We start from the raw sequence: 18,822 nt of genomic DNA, 5'->3' as shown, positions 1-18,822 counted from the left end.
ATCTGCGCCTGTGTCAGGCTCGGAATAATGTTCGGATTATAACGAAATTTAACCGTTCTGACAGCAAGAAACGGCAAACGGGCGGCAAGTTTTGCGGCAGGCCGTCTGAAAAAGTCAACGTTCGACCGGAAAGCCCGCTTTAATCAGGCGCGGCCAGTCGAAAAAGTGGCCGGGGTCGGTTTTGCGGTCGGGGGCGATGTCCTGATGGCCGGTCACGGCTTCGACGGGGTAATGTTCCTGCAACGCGGCCAGCAGGCGTTCCAGCGTTTGGTACTGTGCTTCGGCAAACGGCTCGAAATCGCAGCCTTCCAGTTCGATACCGACGGAAAAACGGTTGCATTTGTCGCGGCCTTGAAACGACGAGACACCGGCATGGTAGGCCATGTCGTCGCAGGAAACGAACTGCACCGCCTCCCCTTCGCGCGTGATGAGAAAATGGCTGGATACGCGCAAGGTGTGGATGACGCTGAAGAAGGGGTGTTCGTCGGGTTCGATTCGGTTGGTAAACAGCTTTTCTACCGTGCCGTTGCCGTATTCGAAGGGCGGCAGGGAAATATTGTGCAGCACCACCAGCGATATTTTTTCTCCGGCGGGGCGGGCTTCGAAGTTGGGCGAACAGGCTTGGCGGGCACCCGACCAGCGGCCCTGCTGCCAGGAAAATGCGGAATTCATGTTTCAGACGGCCTTTGGGACTGATTAATGTTGCGTTGGGCGAAAATCTTCGGCAAAGACAGCGCATTCGGTTATACTGTCGCCCGATTAAATTTGATGATTATCCTACCATGTTGAATAAATTGTTGAAATGGCTGCTGGTGTTTTTCATGGCGGTGGCAGCCGTAGTGGCGGCATTGCTGTTCGTGCCGAAAGACAACGGCAAAACCTACCGCGTGAAAGTGGCGAAAAACCAAGGCATTTCGTCGGTCAGCCGCAAATTGGCCGACGACGGCATCGTGTACAACCGACACGTTTTGATGCTCGCCGCGTATATGACCGGTTCGCACAACCAGCTGAAAGCGGGCAGCTACCGTATTCCGGCCAAAGCATCGGCGTGGGACGTGTTGCAGAAGTTGCGCAGCGGCCGTCCTGATTCCGTGAGCGTGAAAATCGTCGAAGGCATGCGTTTTGCCGCCATGCGCAAAATCATCAACGAGACCGAAGGCATCCAACACGATACCGCAGGATGGAGCGATGAAAAACTGATGGCCGAAGTTGCGCCCGATGCCCTGAATCCGAATCCGGAAGGCCAGTTTTTCCCCGACAGCTACGAAATCGATGCCGACAGCAGCGACATTCAGATTTACCGTCTGGCCTACAAAACCATGCAGCGCGAACTGCGCGCCGCGTGGGACGAACGCCAGAGCGGCCTGCCTTACAAAAATCCGTATGAGCTGCTGATTATGGCCAGCCTGATTGAAAAAGAGACCGGCCATCCGGACGACCGCGCACACGTTTCTTCCGTGTTTAAAAACCGTTTGGAAATCGGCATGCGCCTGCAAACCGACCCGACCGTGATTTACGGCATGGGTTCCGCTTACCAGGGCAGAATCCGCAAAGCCGATTTGCGCCGCGACACGCCTTACAACACCTACACCCGCGCCGGCCTGACCCCGACCCCGATTGCGCTGCCGGGCAAAGCCGCTCTGGAAGCCGCCGCGCATCCGTCAACCGCCAAGTATCTGTATTTCGTTTCCAAAATGGACGGCACGGGCTTGAGCCAGTTCAGCCATACTTTGGAAGAACACAATGCGGCGGTGCGCAAATATATTTTGAAGAAGTAAAGGTTTCTGAAAATACAGACAAAGGCCGTCTGAAAAATACATCGCAAATGATGTAGAATTTTCAGACGGCCTTTCATAACGATTGAGGCCGCCGCATGTTCAGACGGCCTGCCGTTGCAACCGACACAAAAAGGATAATCCATGAAAGCCCGATTCATCACGCTGGACGGCATCGACGGCGCAGGAAAATCAACCAATTTGGCCGTGATTCAGGCATGGTTTGAAGCGCGGAAACTGCCCGTGGTTTTTACGCGCGAACCGGGCGGCACGCCGACCGGCGAGGCTTTGCGCGAAATTTTGCTCAATCCCGAAACCCGGGTCAGCCTGCGTACCGAAACATTATTGATGTTCGCCGCGCGCCAGCAGCATTTGGAAGACGTGATTCTGCCTGCGCTGCAAAACGGTGTGAACGTGGTTTCCGACCGCTTTACCGACGCAACTTTCGCCTATCAGGGCGGTGGACGCAACGTGCCGCTGCGGGATATTGAGGTTTTGGAAAACTGGGTGCAGGGCGGTTTGCGGCCGGATTTGACTTTTCTGCTCGATGTGCCGCTGGAGGTATCGATGGCGCGGATTGAAAAATCGCGCGAAAAAGATCGTTTCGAGCAGGAGCAGGCGGATTTTTTCACCCGCGTGCGCAGGGTTTATCTCGACCGTGCCGCCGCGAATCCGCAGCGTTATGCTGTCATCGACAGCAACCGCGACAAAGAGCAGGTCAGGCAGGACATCAAAAACACATTAAACCGGCATTTCGGGTTTTGATTTAAAAATAAACGACAGGCTGTCTGAAAACGGGATTTCCGTTTTCAGACGGCCTTTTTTTGTGATTTATCAAATAAATTTCTATTGTTGACTAAAATAATCAAATTAGCGGTATGCCCGACCATTCGGCCATGTTAAAATTACGCCCGATTACAGAAGCCTGAAGTCATTTATATCATATTGGTCCGCTTTTGTATGGTTACCGCCTGACTTGACTTTCAGACGGCGTTCACGCTTCACAGCATCATTATTGCAACAGGATTATCCTAATGGAAAATACATTGAAAGACGCAGCACTGAAATTCCACGAATTTCCCGTACCGGGCAAAGTGTCCGTTACCCCGACAAAATCCCTGAGCACTTCGGAAGATTTGGCATTGGCCTATTCTCCGGGTGTCGCGTTTCCTTGCTTGGAAATCGAAGCCAATCCGCAAGATGCCTACAAATACACCGCCAAAGGCAATTTGGTCGGCGTGATTTCCAACGGTACTGCCGTTTTGGGCTTGGGCGACATCGGCGCATTGGCCGGCAAGCCGGTGATGGAAGGCAAAGGCGTGTTGTTTAAAAAGTTCGCCGGCGTGGACGTGTTCGACATTGAAATCAACGAAAAAGACCCGAAAAAATTAGTCGACATCATCGCCGCGCTGGAGCCGACTTTCGGCGGCATCAACTTGGAAGACATCAAAGCCCCCGAGTGTTTCTACATCGAGCAGGAACTGCGCAAACGCTGCAATATTCCGGTATTTCACGACGACCAGCACGGTACTGCCATCATCACCGCCGCCGCCGTATTGAACGCTTTGCGTCATACCGGCCGCGACATCAGCGAAGCCACTTTGGTGTGTTCCGGTGCGGGCGCGGCGGCGATTGCGTGTCTGAACCAATTGCTGGCCGTCGGCCTGAAACGCGAAAACGTGACCGTGTGCGACTCCAAAGGCGTAATCTACCAAACGCGCGAAGACAAAGACCGCATGGACGAATCCAAAAAATTCTACGCGGTGGAAGACACAGGCGCGCGCAACTTGGCCGATGCGGTCAAAGGCAAAGACATCTTCTTGGGCTTGTCGGGCGCAAACCTGCTGACCCCTGAAATGCTCCTGACCATGAACGACAAACCGATTGTATTCGCCATGGCCAACCCGAATCCCGAAATCATGCCGCCGTTGGCGAAACAGACCCGCCCGGACGTGGTTATCGGTACCGGCCGTTCCGACTTCCCGAACCAAGTCAACAACGTATTGTGCTTCCCGTTCATCTTCCGCGGTGCGTTGGATTGCGGCGCGACCACCATCAACGAAGAAATGAAACTGGCCTGCGTCTATGCGCTGGCGGATTTGGCGATGGAAGAAGTGACCGAAGAAGTGACTGCCGCCTACGGTAAGAAATTCGAATTCGGCGCGGATTACCTGATTCCGACCCCGTTCGATTCGCGTTTGCTGCCACGCGTGGCCGCTGCTACCGCCAAAGCCGCGATGGAAAGCGGTGTGGCAACCCGTCCGATTGCGGATTTGGAAGCCTACCAAGCCAAATTGAGCGAATGGAAGCTGTAAGTTCCGAATCGGTTTGAGGCTTGTGTTTCCGAGTCTTAAATTAAAACAGAGGCCGTCTGAAAGTTTCAGACGGCCTTTGTTCTGTATAATCCGATTCTTATGCTTTGGATTTGAATTGTCTTGTTCATGTAAGGAATTCATATACTCGAACAAATCTTTAAAAACAGCCGCCTGCTGGTATTCATTATCGTGATTGTCAGCTTTATTGCTTCGATTCTGCTCTATATTGCTTCTATTAACGCCGGACTGCATTTTATTGTCGGCTTTGTGCGTGAATTGCCCGATACACCGAGCAAGGTGCAATATCAGGCAGTGTTGCTGCTGAAAATATTGGATGTGCTGCTGATTGCGCTGACTTTCCAAATCATCAGTATCGCGCATTATCATTTTTTTATTTCGGGCAAAACGAACAACGATTCACAGTTTCTCAAAGCCCTGCATATCAACAGTTTTCATGATTTGAAAATCATCATTTTGCAAGTGGCGTCGCTGATTTTGACGATTATGTTTTTGGAGCAGGTCGCTGCCGTCGGTGCAACGCTGGAAACTTTGTATTTTGCCGTGTCGATTGCAGTGGTGATGGCAGCAGTCGTGCTGACGATGAAAAGTCTGCGTCATTGAAACCGTAAAAACGAGGCCGTCTGAAAAGATTTTCAGACGGCCTTTGGTTATTTTGAAAACGGCGGATCAGCCGTTCCAATAATAGCGAACGATATGGAAAAACACCGGTGCGGCGAAGCAGATCGAATCGACGCGGTCGAGCATACCGCCGTGGCCGTGAATCATGTTGCCCCAGTCTTTCACGCCGTAATCGCGTTTGATGGCCGACATGACCAAACCGCCGAAGAAACCCATCAGGCAGATAATCAGGCCGATGAGTGCGGCTTGGCCGAACGAGAACGGGGTCAGCGGCGCGAGCAGGCCGGCCAGGAGCGTGGCCGATGTGATGCCGCCTACCGTGCCGGATACGGTTTTGGAAGGGGACAACGAGGGCATGATTTTCGGGCCGCCCACCAGTTTGCCCCACACATATTGCAACACGTCGGAAGCCTGCACCACGCCGATGAGGAAAATCAGCAGCAGGATGTTGTCTTTCTGCGGGAAGCCGTCAAGGTTGAGGAAAAGCAGGGCGGGAACGTGCGAAATACAGAAAATACAGATCATCGCCATCCATTGCGTTTTGGCGGCGCGTTCCAAAAAGTCGGCGGTCTGGCCGCTTAAGCTGGCGATAATCGGCAGCACCAAAAAGCCGTAAACCGGAATAAAGATGGCGAACATGCCGTACCATTCGTCCCATACGAAATAATACTGCACGGGCAAAAGCAGGTAGAAACAGGCGGCCATGCTGTAATAGTCGCTGCGGCGGCGGTAAACCAAGGTCATGAATTCGCGTAACGCGGCAAACGAAATCAGGAAAAACAGAATCATCGTGCCGGTTTTGCCGAACCAGAATGCCGCCAGCAAGACCAGAACCATCAGCCACCATGTGTAAATGCGGGCGTTGAGGTTGGCGATGGTGGGATTGTCGGCACCGTTTTTGCGCTTGAGCCATTGACCGATGACGCTGGCCAGTATCAATACGGCGAATACGGAGATGAAAATGTAAGTGGTTTTGCTCATTGGTTTGGCTCCGATTCCGGTGCAGGGTTTTCAGACGGCCTGTCGGCAGTTGGGGTTGCGGATTCTGCCGTATCGGAATCATTTGTTTCAGACAGCATGGCGGATTCGGAAACGGCAGCGGCGGTTTCGCCGTGGTTTTCAGACGGCCTCAAAGCCAGCAGCGCGTCGCGGGTGCGCTTCAGGAATTGTTCTTTGCTTTCGTTTTCCGCCAGCCTAACCGGTTGGCCGATATGCACTTCGCACATCAGCGGAATCGGCAGCAGCGTGCCTTTGGGCAGCACGCGGTTGATGTTGTCGATCCAAAGCGGTACGAACTGCGTGTCCGGCTGCGATTGCGCCAAGTGGAAAATGCCCGATTTGAACGGCAGCAATACGGTTTGGTCGTCGGTATTGCGTGTGCCTTCGGGGAAAATAATCAGCGAGTCGCCACCTGCCACCGCATCGGCCATTTGCGCCGTTACGGCTTGCGGGTCATTGCCTTTGCGGTCGATCAGAAGGCCGTTGAACACGTTTTGAATGATGAAACGCTTGATACGGTTGGTCAGCCAGTAGTCCGCACCGGCCACGGGGCGCGTGTGCATACGCCAGCGGCGCGGCAGCGAAATCCATACCAGCACGAAATCGCCGTGGCTGCCGTGGTTGGCGTAGTAAACGGTTTTTTCCGGCGAAAAATCCAATTCGCGCGCGGTTTTCGGTTTCACGCCGGTCAGGAACGAAACCGACAGGCACAAGGCTTGGTCGGTCAGCCAAGCCAGCTTTTTTTTCAGAAAACTCATGGCTGCTCCTTAGCGGCAAGCTGTTTTTTGGCATCGGCAATGTCGCGGATGCGCAGGGCGCAGGTAGCCGCGCTGCCCGCAGCGATGGCAATCAGGCCGATGGTCAAAACATAACGGCTTTGGCTGTAATACATTTCGGCCGCACCGAGCAGGCAGGATGCGGTCAAGACCGCCATGCGGTGCTGCTTGGCCATCGGGCCGCGGAAACTTTGCGGCAGGCCGACGCTGCCGCCGAATACGCGGATATAGGCCGTGAGCGCGGCCAACAGCGCGGCCAGCCAGCCCAGCCAGCCGAGCGAAACGGCATAGCCCAAAGCGATGATGAACAGGCTGTCGGAAACGCGGTCGGGCAGCTCGTTATACAGCTCGCCCGTCGGCGTTTTTTTACCGCCTTCCACCGCCACCATGCCGTCAAACAGGTTACACAGCAGGCGAAGTTGCACAAATAAGGCGCACAGAACCAGCGCAACGGCGGAATGGCTGCCGAATGCCAGCAGCAGGCCGCCGATAGCGGCGAAAATCATGGCGATGCAGGAAATCTGATTGGGCGTGATGCCGGTACGGGCAAGCCATGCGGCAATGCGTTGCATGATACGCGTATCGCGTGAAGACAGAGGACGGCGGTTTTCAGTCATAACAAGCCTTATGTTGTGTGATTAGCATAGGCGGATATTACAGGATTTTTTGAAAAACATGATGAAATGAGTGCGGAAATTTTAACCGAGCCGGGAATATCATCGATAATGTTAAAAAATTTCCAATAAAATCAAAGATGAAATATTAAAGAACGCCAAAACACATGAGCTTTCGGGGCATGATGGGCGAACCGGTACGGCTAACGGCGGAGTCAAGGTTCTTGGTTGATTCACGATTCGGGCAAATCGTGCAGGCGGATTATGGCAACCATAAATTACTGTGGGGCGGACACTTGCCCACGAAGACGGAATGAAAAAAGGCCGTCTGAAAGATTTCATTTTTTCAGACGGCATGGTTTATTTATAAAGCATTCAATCGTGAAAATTGCTACGGCTGAGCGATTCCCGATTTGCACAAGGCCGTCTGAAAACGAAGTTTCTGCGAAGCTAAAACGAAGTTTCTGCGAAGCTAAAACGAAGTTTCTGCGAAGCTAAAATGTTCAGACGGCCTTGACTGACGGTACGGATTAAACGGCGGATTTATTTCGGTTTGCGGTATGCGTCGTGGCAGGATTTGCAGCTTGCGCCCACTTCGCCGTAAGCGGCTTTGATGGTTTCCAAGTTGCCGCCCTGTGCGGCTTCGTTCAGCTTGGCGACTGCGGCATGGAATTTGTCTTCCTCTGCTTTGAATTTGGCCTCGTCCTGCCAGATTGCCGGCAGCGCATCGCCGTTGCCTTGCGGGTCGGATTGGAAATGCGCGAACGGTTTTTTGCTGCTTTCGGCAAATTTGGCGGCATTGGCTTTAAAGGTATCGACGACGTAGGTTTCTTCGCCTTTGACCATTTTGCCCATGCTCATGAATTCGGGCATCATCGATTTGAACGCGGCGGTACGCTCTTCGGAAACCGGGCCTTTGGGCTCGGCAGGTGCGCCGCTGCCGCAGGCGGAGAGGGCGAAAGCGGCGGCCAAAATCAGGGAAGTTTTGAGTTTCATGGTGTGTCCTTGTGGTATGATTGTTTTGGCAAAAGACGGTGAGGCCGTCTGAAAAAAGATGGTGCAATCATACCTGAAACCGTGTGAAAAACGAAAGGAAACAGTATGGCGATTTTGATTACCGGTGCGTCGGCCGGGTTCGGCGAGGCGATGTGCCGCAGTTTTGTGGCGGCAGGGTATCACGTTATCGGTGCGGCGCGCCGTTTGGACAAGCTGCAGATGCTGGCCGACGAATTGGGCAACCTGTTTTATCCGCTGGAAATGGACGTATCCAAAACCGAATCCATCCGCAACGCGCTCGACAGCCTGCCGGAGAATTTCAGCGAAATCGACTGCCTGATTAACAATGCGGGCTTGGCTTTGGGTTTGGACAACGCCGACAAAGCCGATTTCGGCGATTGGGAAACCATGATCCAGACCAACATCGTCGGCCTGACGTTCCTGACGCGCCAAGTGCTGCCGCAGATGGTGGAGCGCAATCAGGGCTACATCATGAATCTGGGTTCGATTGCCGGCACATACCCTTATCCGGGCGGCAATGTTTACGGTGCGACCAAGGCTTTCGTGCGCCAGTTCAGCCTGAATTTGCGCGCCGATTTGGCGGGAACGAATATCCGCGTGAGCAATATCGAGCCGGGTTTGTGCGGCGGCACCGAGTTTTCCAACGTGCGCTTCAAAGGCGACGACGAACGCGCGGCGGAGCTTTATAAAAATGTGGAATTTATCCGTCCGCAAGACATTGCCGACACCGCGTTGTGGCTGTACCAGCGTCCGGCGCACATGAACGTCAACGCCATCGAAATCATGCCAGTAGCGCAAACGTTCAACCCGCTGAAAGTAACCAAAGACGAAACCACCGCCGTCGCGGTGGCGGAACCGAGTTTTGAAAAACAGAGCACGTCTTTGTTCGCTAAGATTAAGTCATGGTTTAAATAGGTTTTTCCTAAAAGGCCGTCTGAAAGTGCCGCAACGCTTTCAGACGGCCTTGAAGTGTCTGAATATACGCAAACACGTTATAATGAAACATCTCAAAAGGCCGTCTGAAAGCCCGTTATGAATCCTTTGAAACAGAAAATTTTAGAACAAGCCCGCATCGACGGCGCGCAGGTGACCGCCTTGCGCGAGCAGGTGCTCGACATCATTCTGCAACAGAACGGCGTGATTAAAGCCTACAACGTCTTGTCGCAAATGCAGCAGCAGAGCGAGGGCGTGGTCGCGCCGCCCACCGCCTACCGCGCCCTTGATTTTTGGGCGGAGCAGGGCGTGCTGCACAAAGTGGCCGCGGTCAACGGCTATGTCTTGTGCAGCCACGCGCAACACGAGTGCGGCGACCATTGCCATGACCACGAAGAAGCCGCCCCCCACCACAGCGCGTTTATTTTGGTCTGCACTGAATGCGGCGCGGTTGACGAGCAGACCCTCAGCCAAGAATGGGCAGCCCTGCGCGCAGGCGTGGCCGAAAGCGGCTTTGCCTTGAAAGAAGAACACGTCGTCTTAACAGGAATCTGCAAAAAATGCCAGTAAAGAAAACCAAAGTCCACCTGATTTCCGGCTTTTTGGGAACAGGCAAAACCACCGCGCTCAAAAGCCTGATGGCGCAAAAAGACCCGAATGAAAAATGGGTGATTATCGTCAACGAATTCGGCGAAATCGGCATCGACGGCGCGGTATTGAGCGACGACGGCATCCCCGTGGCCGAAATCGCCGGCGGCTGTTTGTGCTGTACCGCCGGTGCGCAAATGGGGACGACCGTGCAGAAAATGCTGCGCGACGCAAAACCCGACCGCCTGATGATCGAAGCCAGCGGCCTGGCGCACGCCGCCAGCGTGATTGACGAACTCAAAGCCCCGCCGCTGAAAGATTCGCTCGACATCGCCGCCGTGTTTACCGTCGTCGATCCGCGCCAGTTCATCAACCCCGACTACGCCAACCAAGCCCTGTATAAAGACCAAATCGGCGTGTGCGACGTGTTGGTGGCAAGCAAAACCGATTTGTGCACGCCCGGACAAATGGCCGAATTTCACGAAAAAGCCGCCAAACTGTTTCCCCCGAAAGCCAAAGTGGTCGAAGTGCAAAACGCGCAGCTCGACATCCAATGGCTCGACATTCCCGTAGCCGAAAAATCGCGCTACCGCATCAAAGCCCTGCCCGACAACACCATGGGCTTCCAATCCGAAGGCTTTACCTTCCCCGCAGGGCAGGATTTCGACGGCGAACGCCTGACCAACTTCTTCAACGACCTGCCCAAAATGACCGAAGGCTTAGTGCGCGCCAAAGGCGTGTTCCAAGTATTGGGAACATGGGTCTGGCTCAACTGGGTCGACGGACAATGGGGCGCAAGCCAAGTGTCATGGCGGCGCGATTCGCGGTTTGAATTGATTGCCAAATCGTTTGACGCGGATTTGATTGAACGGAAATTGAAAGAAGCGGTGGAGAAGTAGGATAGGCCGAGACCTTTGCAAAACTCAATTTGAACTAAGAATACTATGATCGTCATTCCCGCGTAGGCGGGAATCCAGAACGTCAAATTATTGAAATAGTTCAATATTCCTGAAGTTGATAGGTCTGGATTCCCGCCTACGCGGGAATGACGGTTTAAAGATTTTTAAAAATTTACCAGTTTTGCAAAGGTCTCAGGCCGTCTGAAAAGTGAGATTAGAATTTTCAGACGGTTTTCATATTCTAAATTGGAGAATTGAATGAATATAAAAGAATTTATGTCTGCATATACCAATCATCCAGTCTTATTTATTGGAACAGGAATGAGTTTGCGATATTTAAAAAATTCATTTACATGGGATGGGTTGCTGCAAAAAATTTCATTAGAGTTATATGGAGATGATAGGGAATATTTGAATATGAAATCTCGTTGCTATCAAGATGGAATATGCAAGTATGAAGATGTAGCTAAGGAGTTAGAGGAAAAATTTAATCATAAATTAGAACAAGACCCTGAGGGGAAATTCAAGGAGATCAATGATATTTTCTTTAATAAAATGAGAGAAGGTCAGAAGGCACTAAGTAGATTTAAAATTTATGTTGCTTCATTGTTGAGTAATCTGGACTATCGAGAAGAAATGTAAGATGAGTTAACAGAATTAAAAAAAGCACGGAAAAATATCGGCTCTATCATTACAACTAATTATGATAAATTTGCCCAAGAAGTTTTTGAATTTAATCCTTTGATAGGAAATAATATTTTATTGAGTAATCCTTATGGCTCAGTATATAAAATACATGGGTGCGTTGATGAGCCAGATAAAATTATTCTTACTCAGCAAGATTATGAGAAGTTTAGAGTTAAATATGAATTGATCCGTGCCCAGTTGTTGTCCTTATTTATACATAATCCTATTATTTTCTTAGGATATAACGTAGGCGATGAAAATATTAAACATATTTTAAAAACAATCTTTACTTATGTTGAGCCTAATTCTGAGGTTGCAGAGAAAATTAGAAGAAATTTTTTACTAGTTGAATATGAACGTGATTCTGAAAATATCGAGATATCAGAACATGATATAGATATTTCTGGGTTGACAACCATAAGAATTAATAAAATAAGAACAGATAAATTTACTGAAATTTATAAAGAGTTGTCAGCTCTAACTTTACCTATTTCTGCGATGGATGTCCGAAAGCTGCAATCAATTGTGAAAGAGATAAATGAAGGTGGCAGTATTCAAGTAAGATTTACTGAAGATATAGAAACATTAGATAATGGAGATAGAATTATAGCAATTGGATCTTCAAAAACAATCAGTTATAATTACCAAACTGCTCCAGAGATGATGTCAAATTACTTTAAGATTATAGAAGAAGCTAATTCTCAGTTATTGGAACAAATAAATAAGCATAAAATTACTGTTTCCCAATATTTCCCTATTTATGGATTTTCGAAAATTTGTTCATCTATAGAGAAAGCAGAGGATCTAAAGCAACAGCAATTAGATAAATTGAAAGAGTTAATTGAAAATATCAAAATTCAATCTAAAAATTCGCATACTAAGATTGATGATATTTGGTCAGATGAGAATATTTCAAATACTTATAAAATCAATGCAATAGCTTGGGCAATTTGGAATGATCAATTGAACCTGCAAGAAGTTGAGCAGTATCTCAAAGATTTTAACGATAAGAAGATAACTGATTATAGAAAATTGCTGTGTATGTTCGACTATAAAAAATTTAATTGAATTATTGAATATTTAGGTGTTTTATTTATGTGGCGTTACATTTTCCAACGCTTGTTACTTTTAATCCCGACGCTGTTGGGTATTTTGGCGGTAACGTTTGCGATTATCCAGTTTGTCCCCGGCGGGCCGGTGGAGCAGATGGTGCAGCAGCTCACCCAAAGCGCGGCGGTGGGCGAAGCGGCGGGCGGTGCGGCGGATATGATGAAGGGCGGCAGCCGGCTCAGTGCGGAAGATATGGCGGCTTTGAACGCGCTTTACGGTTTTGATAAGCCGCCGTTGACGCGTTTTGTTGAGATGGTCGGGCGGTTTGCGCGGTTTGATTTGGGCGAGAGTTTTTTCCATCATCAGACTGTGTTCGAGTTGGTGAAAGAAAAAATGCCCGTGTCGATGAGTTTGGGGCTGTGGACGTTTTTCCTGACCTATCTGATTTGTATTCCGCTCGGTATTGCCAAGGCGGTGCGCGACGGCAGCCGTTTTGACGCGGTGAGCGGCGTGGTGGTGCTGGTCGGCTATACCGTGCCGCCGTTTGTGTTGGGTTTGGTGTTGCTGGTGTTGTTCGGCGGCGGCAGCTTTTTTTCGTGGTTTCCGCAGGGCGGTTTGGTGAGCGACGATTGGGAAAATTTGAGTACGTTCGCCAAAATCAAAGATTATCTGTGGCACATGGCTTTGCCGGTTACGGCTTCGGTGGCCGGTAATCTGGCGGTGATGACGGTGTTGACGAAAAACGTGTTTCTCGAAGAAATCCGCCGCCAATATGTTTACACCGCCCGCGCCAAAGGTTTGCCCGAACGGAAGATTTTGTGGAAACACGTGTTCCGCAACGCGATGATTCCGCTGATTACCGGTTTCCCTGCGGCCTTTATCGGCGCGTTTTTCACCGGCAGCCTGCTGATTGAAACGCTGTTTTCGCTCGACGGTTTGGGGCTGCTTTCCTACGAAGCGGTGATGAAGCGCGATTATCCCGTGGTGATGGGCACGCTGTATGTGTTCACGCTGATGGGCTTGCTGGCGAAACTGTTGTCGGACATTTCCTATTCGTGGGTCGATCCGCGGATTCATTTCGGCGGTCGGAAGTAGGGGAATGATGGGCAGAAAACGCAAAATCGTATTCGGTATTGTGGCAGCGGCATTTACTGCCGGCTGGCTTTATGCGCAATACCGCACCACCGACAAAGCGATTACAGGCGAAGTGTGGGCCAGGCCGATAGGCGGCGACTCATTGCCTTTGTCGAATTGGAGCTGTTGCGGCGGAATGTGCGGAATAAACGATAAAAACCAATATGTTATCACTTACGAAGCAGGGCAGTCGAAAGTGCTGGGCAAAGTAACCGACCGCCGCTGGCGTTTGGATAATGATATTGAAATTACGATTACGACCGATGACGGTAAACGGGCAGATTTTCTGCTGCATGAAAAAGAATGGTAACAGGCTGTCTGAAAACATTTCAGACGGCCTCAACAAAATACAACGATGAAGACACTTTCCCAAAATCCCACATGGCAGGCATTTAAAAAACACAAGCGCGGCTGGTTTGCGCTGCGTGTGCTGGCGGTATTGTTTGCCGTCGCGCTGGCCGCGCCGCTGTGGAGCAATGACAAGCCGCTGTGGATTCGCTATCAGGGCGAAACCTATTTTCCGATCGTCAAAACTTATCACGAAACCGAGTTCGGCGGCGACTTCGACACGCCTGCCGATTACCTTGATCCGCTTATCCGCCGCAACATCACTTCAGACGGCAATTCCGCGCTTTATCTACCCAATCCCTACGCCGCCGACACCTTAAACGATTTCGACACGCAGCCCGACCCTGCAAGGCCGTCTGAAAACCATTGGCTCGGTACCGACGACCGCGGCCGCGACGTGTTGGCGCGGTTGGTTTACGGTTTCCGCGATTCCCTGCTGTTTGCGTTGGCGTTGACGGCGGTCACGACGGTTATCGGCGTGGTGATGGGCGCGGTGCAGGGCTATTTCGGCGGCAAAACCGATTTGGTCATCCAGCGTTTTTTGGAAATCTGGGGCGGCCTGCCCGAACTTTACCTGCTGATTATCCTGTCGTCGTTTTTCAATCCCAGCCTGCTGATTTTGCTGGTTTTACTGTCGCTGTTCGGCTGGATGGGGCTGTCGGACTATGTGCGCGCCGAGTTTCTGAAAAACCGGCAGGCCGATTATGTGCTGGCGGCCAAAAGCATGGGCGTTTCAGACGGCATGATTATGTGGCGGCACATTCTGCCCAACAGTCTTACGCCTGTTTTGGCATTTCTGCCGTTCCGCATTTCCGGCGCGGTTTTGGCCTTGACTAGCCTGGACTTTTTGGGGTTGGGCGTACCCGCGTCGCAGGCGAGTTTGGGCGAACTGCTGGCGCAGGGCAAAGAGAATCTCGACGCATGGTGGATAGGTTTGTCGGCGGTCGGTACGCTGACGGTGATGCTGCTGCTTTTGGTCATGGTCGGCGAGGGCTTGCGTCATGCGTTTGATGTAAGGGCACGGAATTGATTTCAGACGGCCTTTGCCGGATTATCCTGAATTTTTGCGGAAAATCGCATCAGAACCTGCATTTTTTACGCTGAAAGGCTTACTTTCTCTATGCCGGTTCTATACAATACAGGCGGTTCGGCAACGGGCTGCCGCACAGGGAAAATCAAACCACTTTAATTAAGAAAGCTTTAATGAATTACCGCTACAATAATTTTTACCAAATGCTGGCGGCAGCAAGCCACCAATCGCCGAAACACACCGCCGTTTTCAACGATAAAGAAAAAATCAGTTATCAGGAGCTGAAGCGGCAGGTTGATGCGGTGGCGGCTTATCTGCAAAGCATCGATGTGAAGTTCGGCGACAAAGTGGCTTTAGCCGTGGCCAATTCGCCGGATTTTATCGTGGCTTATTTTGCCGTTACCGCCGTGGGCGCGGTGGCCGTGCCGATGAACACGTTTTTGAAAAACGACGAATTTGCCTATATTCTCAACGATTGCGGTGCCGGGTTTCTGTTCGCTTCGGATTCGCTGAAAGAAGTGAAAGGCCTGGAAGACAAAACCAAACTGGAAAAAATCATCTGGATAGGCGGCAAAATGCCGGCAGACAAGCGGCACGGGCATTTTTCGGTGGCCTTGTCGTTTCCGGAAAAACCGGATTTGAGCCGCCAGCCCGCCATCGATGATTTGGCGCACATCATTTATACCTCGGGTACGACCGGCCACCCGAAGGGCGCGCTCATCAGCTATAAAAACCTGTTTTCCAACCTGCAGGGCGTGGAACAGGTGTTCAAAATTTCGCGCAAAGACCGCTTTGTCGTGTTCCTGCCGATGTTCCACAGCTTTACGCTGACGGCGATGGTGCTGCTGCCGATTTACATGGCCTGTTCGATTATTTTGGTGAAATCGGTGTTCCCGTTTTCCAATGTGCTGAAACAGGTTCTGCTCAAACGCGCAACGATTTTCTTAGGCGTGCCGGCGATTTATACCGCGATGGGCAAGGCCAAGATTCCGTGGTATTTCCGCTGGTTCAACCGCGTTCGCCTGTTCGTCAGCGGCGGTGCGCCCTTGGCTGAACAGACCATTCTCGATTTCAAGGCCAAATTTCCCAAAGCCAAGCTGATAGAAGGCTACGGCTTGAGCGAATGTTCGCCCGTCGTGTCGGTCAACACGCTGGAGCGGCAGAAAGTCGGCAGCGTGGGCAAACCTTTGCCGGGCTACCAAATCAAAGCGGTTGACGACGAATTGATGGAAGTTGAAAAAGGCGGAGTGGGCGAACTCATCGTCAAAAGCGATGCGGTGATGCAGGGCTATCTGAACATGCCCGGCGCAACCGACGAAACCATCGTCAACGGTTGGCTGCGCACGGGCGATTTGGTGCAGATTGACGACGACGGCTTTATCTTTATCGTCGACCGCAAAAAAGATTTGATTATTTCCAAAGGCCAAAACATTTATCCGCGCGAGATTGAAGAAGTGCTGTATAAAATGGACGCAGTGGAAGCGGCGGCGGTCATCGGCGTGAAAGACCGATATGCCGATGAAGAAATCGTGGCGTTTGTTCAGGTCAAAGACAACATGACGCTCGACGAAAAAGAAGTGCGCGCCCACCTGCGCAAGAATCTGGCGAATTTCAAAGTGCCGAAGCATATTTACTTCAAAGACGAGCTGCCGAAAAACGCCACCGGCAAGGTGCTGAAGCGCGTATTGAAACAGCAGTTGCAGGACGGGCAATGATTTCAGACGGCCTTTGTCATCGGAAGGCCATCTGAAAAACCGAAAAGCGTGGTGCGGCATCACGCTTTTGTTTTACCGAAAGGAAAACCATGCCACCGATTTTACAGATTGAAAACCTCAACGCCGCCTTCCCGGGCAAACAGGTTTTGCACGACATCAATCTGAACGTGCAGGCCGGCCGCAGGCTTGCCGTCGTCGGCGAGAGTGGCAGCGGCAAAACCGTGTTGGCGCAGGGCATCATGCGGCTGAATCCGGCGGTGTCGCTGACAGGCCGTCTGAAATTCGAAGGAACGGATTTGTTGGCGCAATCCGAGCGCAGTTTGCAGAAATTGCGCGGTCGCGACATCGGCATGGTGTTCCAAGAGCCGATGACTGCCTTGAACCCCGTGATGCGCGTGGGCAGGCAGATTGCCGAAGTGCTGACGCTGCACTTGGGTTTGAGCGCAAAACAGGCTTGGGCGCGGGCGGTTGAGCTTTTGCGCGAAACCGGCATTCAAGACCCCGAAGAAAAAGCCTTTGCCTACCCGTTCCAGCTTTCGGGCGGGCAGCGGCAGCGGGCGATGATTGCGATGGCGGTGGCGGCCGAACCGAAACTTTTGATTGCCGACGAGCCGACCACCGCGCTGGATGTGGCGGTGCAGGCGCAGATTCTCGATTTGCTGTCCCGATTGCAGCAGGAGCGCGGCATGACGCTGGTTTACATCAGCCACGATCTGAATCTGGTGCGCCGCTTTGCCGACGACGTGGCGGTCATGCAGCACGGCCGCATTGTCGAGCAGGGCAGCGTCGAAGAAGTTTTCAGACGGCCTCGGCACGAATATACGAAAATGCTGCTGAACGCGCGCGCCGCGCGCCAAGCCGTCGGCTTACCGGAAAATCCGCCTGCCGTTTTGGAGGCCGAAGGAATCAGCGTATCGGTAAAAGAAAGTGCGGGCTGGTTTAAAAAACGCCGCAAAACCCTGCTGCAGCCGCTGGATTTCGATTTGAAGGCGGGCGAAACGCTCGGCATCATCGGCGAGAGCGGCAGCGGCAAAACGACATTGGCCAAAGCGGTTATGCGCCTGATGGAAGCGGAAGGCCGTCTGAAAATCAACGGCCAAGCATGGCGGCCGGAATCGCGCAAAGAAATCCAAATGGTGTTTCAAGATCCGTTCGGCGCATTCAATCCGCGCATGAACGTGTTTGAGATTGTGGCCGAAGGTTTGCGCGTACACGAGCCGCACTTGAGCCGCGAAGCCGTGCGCGCGCGTGTTGCCGAAACCCTACGCCAAGTCGGTTTGCCCGAAGAGGCGATGGAACGGTATCCGCACGCCTTTTCCGGCGGCCAGCGGCAGCGGCTGGCGATTGCGCGCGCGGTGATTGTCAAACCGAAAATCTTGGTTTTGGACGAGCCGACCAGCGCGTTGGACGTGCAATGGCAGCAGCAGATTTTAGCCTTGCTCGCCGATTTGCAACGGCAGCACGGCCTGAGTCTGATCATCATCAGCCACGATTTGGCCGTCATCCGCGCACTGTCGCACCGCGTGATGGTGTTGAAAGACGGCGCAGTCGTAGAGCAGGGCGGTTGGGAAAGCGTGTTTGCAAATCCTCATGCCGCTTATACGCAAAATCTATTGCTGCACGCGGGGGCTTGAAATTTTCCGCCGCAAGCCCTATTCTGCTGCTATACGAAACCTCATCTGAAAGGATACGCTATGAGCAGCGAATTGATTGTACACACCACCGATGCCAATTTCGAACAGGACGTTTTGAAATCGGACGTTCCCGTATTGCTGGATTTCTGGGCACCTTGGTGCGGCCCCTGCAAAATGATCGCTCCGATTTTGGACGACGTGGCGGCCGAATACCAAGGCAAAGTCAAAGTCGTGAAAATCAACATCGACGACAACCAAAACACCCCGAACCAATTCGGCGTGCGCGGCATTCCGACACTGATGGTGTTCAAAAACGGTCAAAACGTGGCGACCAAAGTCGGCGCGTTGGCAAAAGGCCAACTGACCGCATTCTTGGAAGCGTCTATCGCTTGATATACGGGCAAATTGAAAGGCCGTCTGAAACCGTTTGGGTTTCAGACGGCCTTTTTGTTATACAGGTTTTGCACATTCAACGGAGACAAATTGTCGGCAAGCTGTGGAAAAGACGCCGTAGTATTTGAAACATAAGTATAAAATCAGGTTGCCTGAAAAATAGGCAGGAGCCGGTGTTTTTGCTTGAAGGCCGTCTGAAAACGAAATACACAAATTCCCCAATCAAAGATGTGCGCAGCCTGTGTATAAAACGGTTTGGACTTTGAAATCTATCGG

18 protein-coding genes and 1 pseudogene are annotated in these 18,822 nt (G+C 51.7%); 14 read left to right on the top strand and 5 right to left on the bottom strand.

The features are described 5' to 3' along the window. Positions 1-114: 114 nt before the first annotated feature. Positions 115-672 (bottom strand): 1,6-anhydro-N-acetylmuramyl-L-alanine amidase AmpD, encoded by a 558-nt coding sequence (ampD, locus tag ACM67E_RS08470; protein WP_416191020.1) that lies wholly within the window; start codon positions 670-672, stop codon positions 115-117. Positions 673-782: 110 nt separating this feature from the next. Between ampD and mltG the strand changes: the two genes are divergently transcribed. The 4 genes from mltG to ACM67E_RS08450 all read left to right on the top strand — a co-directional run bounded on the left by mltG (position 783) and on the right by ACM67E_RS08450 (position 4,711). After that, entirely contained in the window at positions 783-1,778 is a 996-nt protein-coding gene (gene mltG, locus ACM67E_RS08465; RefSeq protein ID WP_416191019.1) for an endolytic transglycosylase MltG, read from the top strand. 141 nt (positions 1,779-1,919) lie between these two features. Further along, on the top strand, positions 1,920-2,540 hold the full coding sequence (gene tmk / locus ACM67E_RS08460) for a dTMP kinase (protein WP_416191018.1): 621 nt from the start codon (positions 1,920-1,922) through the stop codon (positions 2,538-2,540). Positions 2,541-2,809: 269 nt separating this feature from the next. Further along, positions 2,810-4,090 (top strand): malic enzyme-like NAD(P)-binding protein, encoded by a 1,281-nt coding sequence (locus ACM67E_RS08455; protein ID WP_416191017.1) that lies wholly within the window; start codon positions 2,810-2,812, stop codon positions 4,088-4,090. A 135-nt stretch (positions 4,091-4,225) separates the two neighbouring features. Continuing rightward, complete coding sequence (locus tag ACM67E_RS08450; protein WP_416192758.1) at positions 4,226-4,711, top strand: YqhA family protein; 486 nt, start codon at positions 4,226-4,228, stop codon at positions 4,709-4,711. A gap of 66 nt (positions 4,712-4,777) precedes the next feature. Here the strand turns inward: ACM67E_RS08450 and ACM67E_RS08445 are convergent, their stop codons facing one another. From ACM67E_RS08445 to ACM67E_RS08430, 4 genes are all read right to left on the bottom strand, one after another. Then, on the bottom strand, positions 4,778-5,710 hold the full coding sequence (locus ACM67E_RS08445) for a phosphatidate cytidylyltransferase (protein WP_416191016.1): 933 nt from the start codon (positions 5,708-5,710) through the stop codon (positions 4,778-4,780). Continuing rightward, the gene (locus tag ACM67E_RS08440) at positions 5,707-6,486 is read right to left on the bottom strand and encodes a lysophospholipid acyltransferase family protein (protein ID WP_416191015.1); all 780 of its coding nucleotides are present in this window, start codon (positions 6,484-6,486) and stop codon (positions 5,707-5,709) included. The genes ACM67E_RS08445 and ACM67E_RS08440 overlap by 4 nt, the downstream gene beginning before the upstream one ends. Beyond that, positions 6,483-7,121, bottom strand: a complete 639-nt coding sequence (locus ACM67E_RS08435) for a CDP-alcohol phosphatidyltransferase family protein (RefSeq protein WP_416191014.1) — start codon at positions 7,119-7,121, stop codon at positions 6,483-6,485. Before ACM67E_RS08435 ends, ACM67E_RS08440 begins: the two co-directional genes overlap by 4 nt. 540 nt (positions 7,122-7,661) lie before the next feature. Further along, entirely contained in the window at positions 7,662-8,114 is a 453-nt protein-coding gene (locus ACM67E_RS08430; protein ID WP_416191013.1) for a c-type cytochrome, read from the bottom strand. Between the two features lie 105 nt (positions 8,115-8,219). Here ACM67E_RS08430 and ACM67E_RS08425 point away from each other — a divergent pair, with 105 nt between their 5' ends. The 10 genes and pseudogenes from ACM67E_RS08425 to trxA all read left to right on the top strand — a co-directional run bounded on the left by ACM67E_RS08425 (position 8,220) and on the right by trxA (position 18,546). Then, positions 8,220-9,050 carry an SDR family oxidoreductase gene (locus ACM67E_RS08425; RefSeq protein ID WP_416191012.1) on the top strand — a complete coding sequence of 277 codons (831 nt, stop codon included), beginning with the start codon at positions 8,220-8,222 and terminating at the stop codon, positions 9,048-9,050. A gap of 117 nt (positions 9,051-9,167) precedes the next feature. Continuing rightward, positions 9,168-9,638 (top strand): transcriptional repressor, encoded by a 471-nt coding sequence (locus ACM67E_RS08420; protein ID WP_416191011.1) that lies wholly within the window; start codon positions 9,168-9,170, stop codon positions 9,636-9,638. After that, positions 9,629-10,555 (top strand): CobW family GTP-binding protein, encoded by a 927-nt coding sequence (locus tag ACM67E_RS08415; protein WP_416191010.1) that lies wholly within the window; start codon positions 9,629-9,631, stop codon positions 10,553-10,555. The genes ACM67E_RS08420 and ACM67E_RS08415 overlap by 10 nt, the downstream gene beginning before the upstream one ends. Positions 10,556-10,813: 258 nt before the next feature. Further along, positions 10,814-12,310: pseudogene (locus tag ACM67E_RS08410) on the top strand (SIR2 family protein). Positions 12,311-12,337: 27 nt separating this feature from the next. After that, a complete protein-coding gene (locus ACM67E_RS08405; RefSeq protein ID WP_416191009.1) occupies positions 12,338-13,387 on the top strand; it encodes an ABC transporter permease subunit in 1,050 nt (349 codons plus the stop codon). Between the two features lie 4 nt (positions 13,388-13,391). Continuing rightward, positions 13,392-13,736: a hypothetical protein gene (locus ACM67E_RS08400; RefSeq protein ID WP_416191008.1), complete on the top strand. Its 345-nt coding sequence runs from the start codon at positions 13,392-13,394 to the stop codon at positions 13,734-13,736. 45 nt (positions 13,737-13,781) lie between these two features. Further along, the gene (locus tag ACM67E_RS08395; protein ID WP_416191007.1) at positions 13,782-14,804 is read left to right on the top strand and encodes an ABC transporter permease; all 1,023 of its coding nucleotides are present in this window, start codon (positions 13,782-13,784) and stop codon (positions 14,802-14,804) included. Positions 14,805-14,977: 173 nt separating this feature from the next. Continuing rightward, a complete protein-coding gene (locus ACM67E_RS08390; RefSeq protein WP_416191006.1) occupies positions 14,978-16,519 on the top strand; it encodes a fatty acid--CoA ligase in 1,542 nt (513 codons plus the stop codon). 89 nt (positions 16,520-16,608) lie between these two features. Then, positions 16,609-18,153, top strand: a complete 1,545-nt coding sequence (locus ACM67E_RS08385) for an ABC transporter ATP-binding protein (RefSeq protein WP_416191005.1) — start codon at positions 16,609-16,611, stop codon at positions 18,151-18,153. A gap of 60 nt (positions 18,154-18,213) precedes the next feature. Beyond that, positions 18,214-18,546: a thioredoxin TrxA gene (gene trxA / locus ACM67E_RS08380; RefSeq protein WP_416191004.1), complete on the top strand. Its 333-nt coding sequence runs from the start codon at positions 18,214-18,216 to the stop codon at positions 18,544-18,546. Positions 18,547-18,822 lie beyond the last annotated feature (276 nt).

This window comes from Neisseria sp. CCUG12390 (assembly GCF_047837985.1).
In the GTDB taxonomy this organism is placed as follows: Bacteria; Pseudomonadota; Gammaproteobacteria; order Burkholderiales; family Neisseriaceae; genus Neisseria.
The sequence above is the reverse complement of the archived record's forward strand: the minus strand, read 5'-3'. Positions and strand labels throughout refer to the sequence as shown.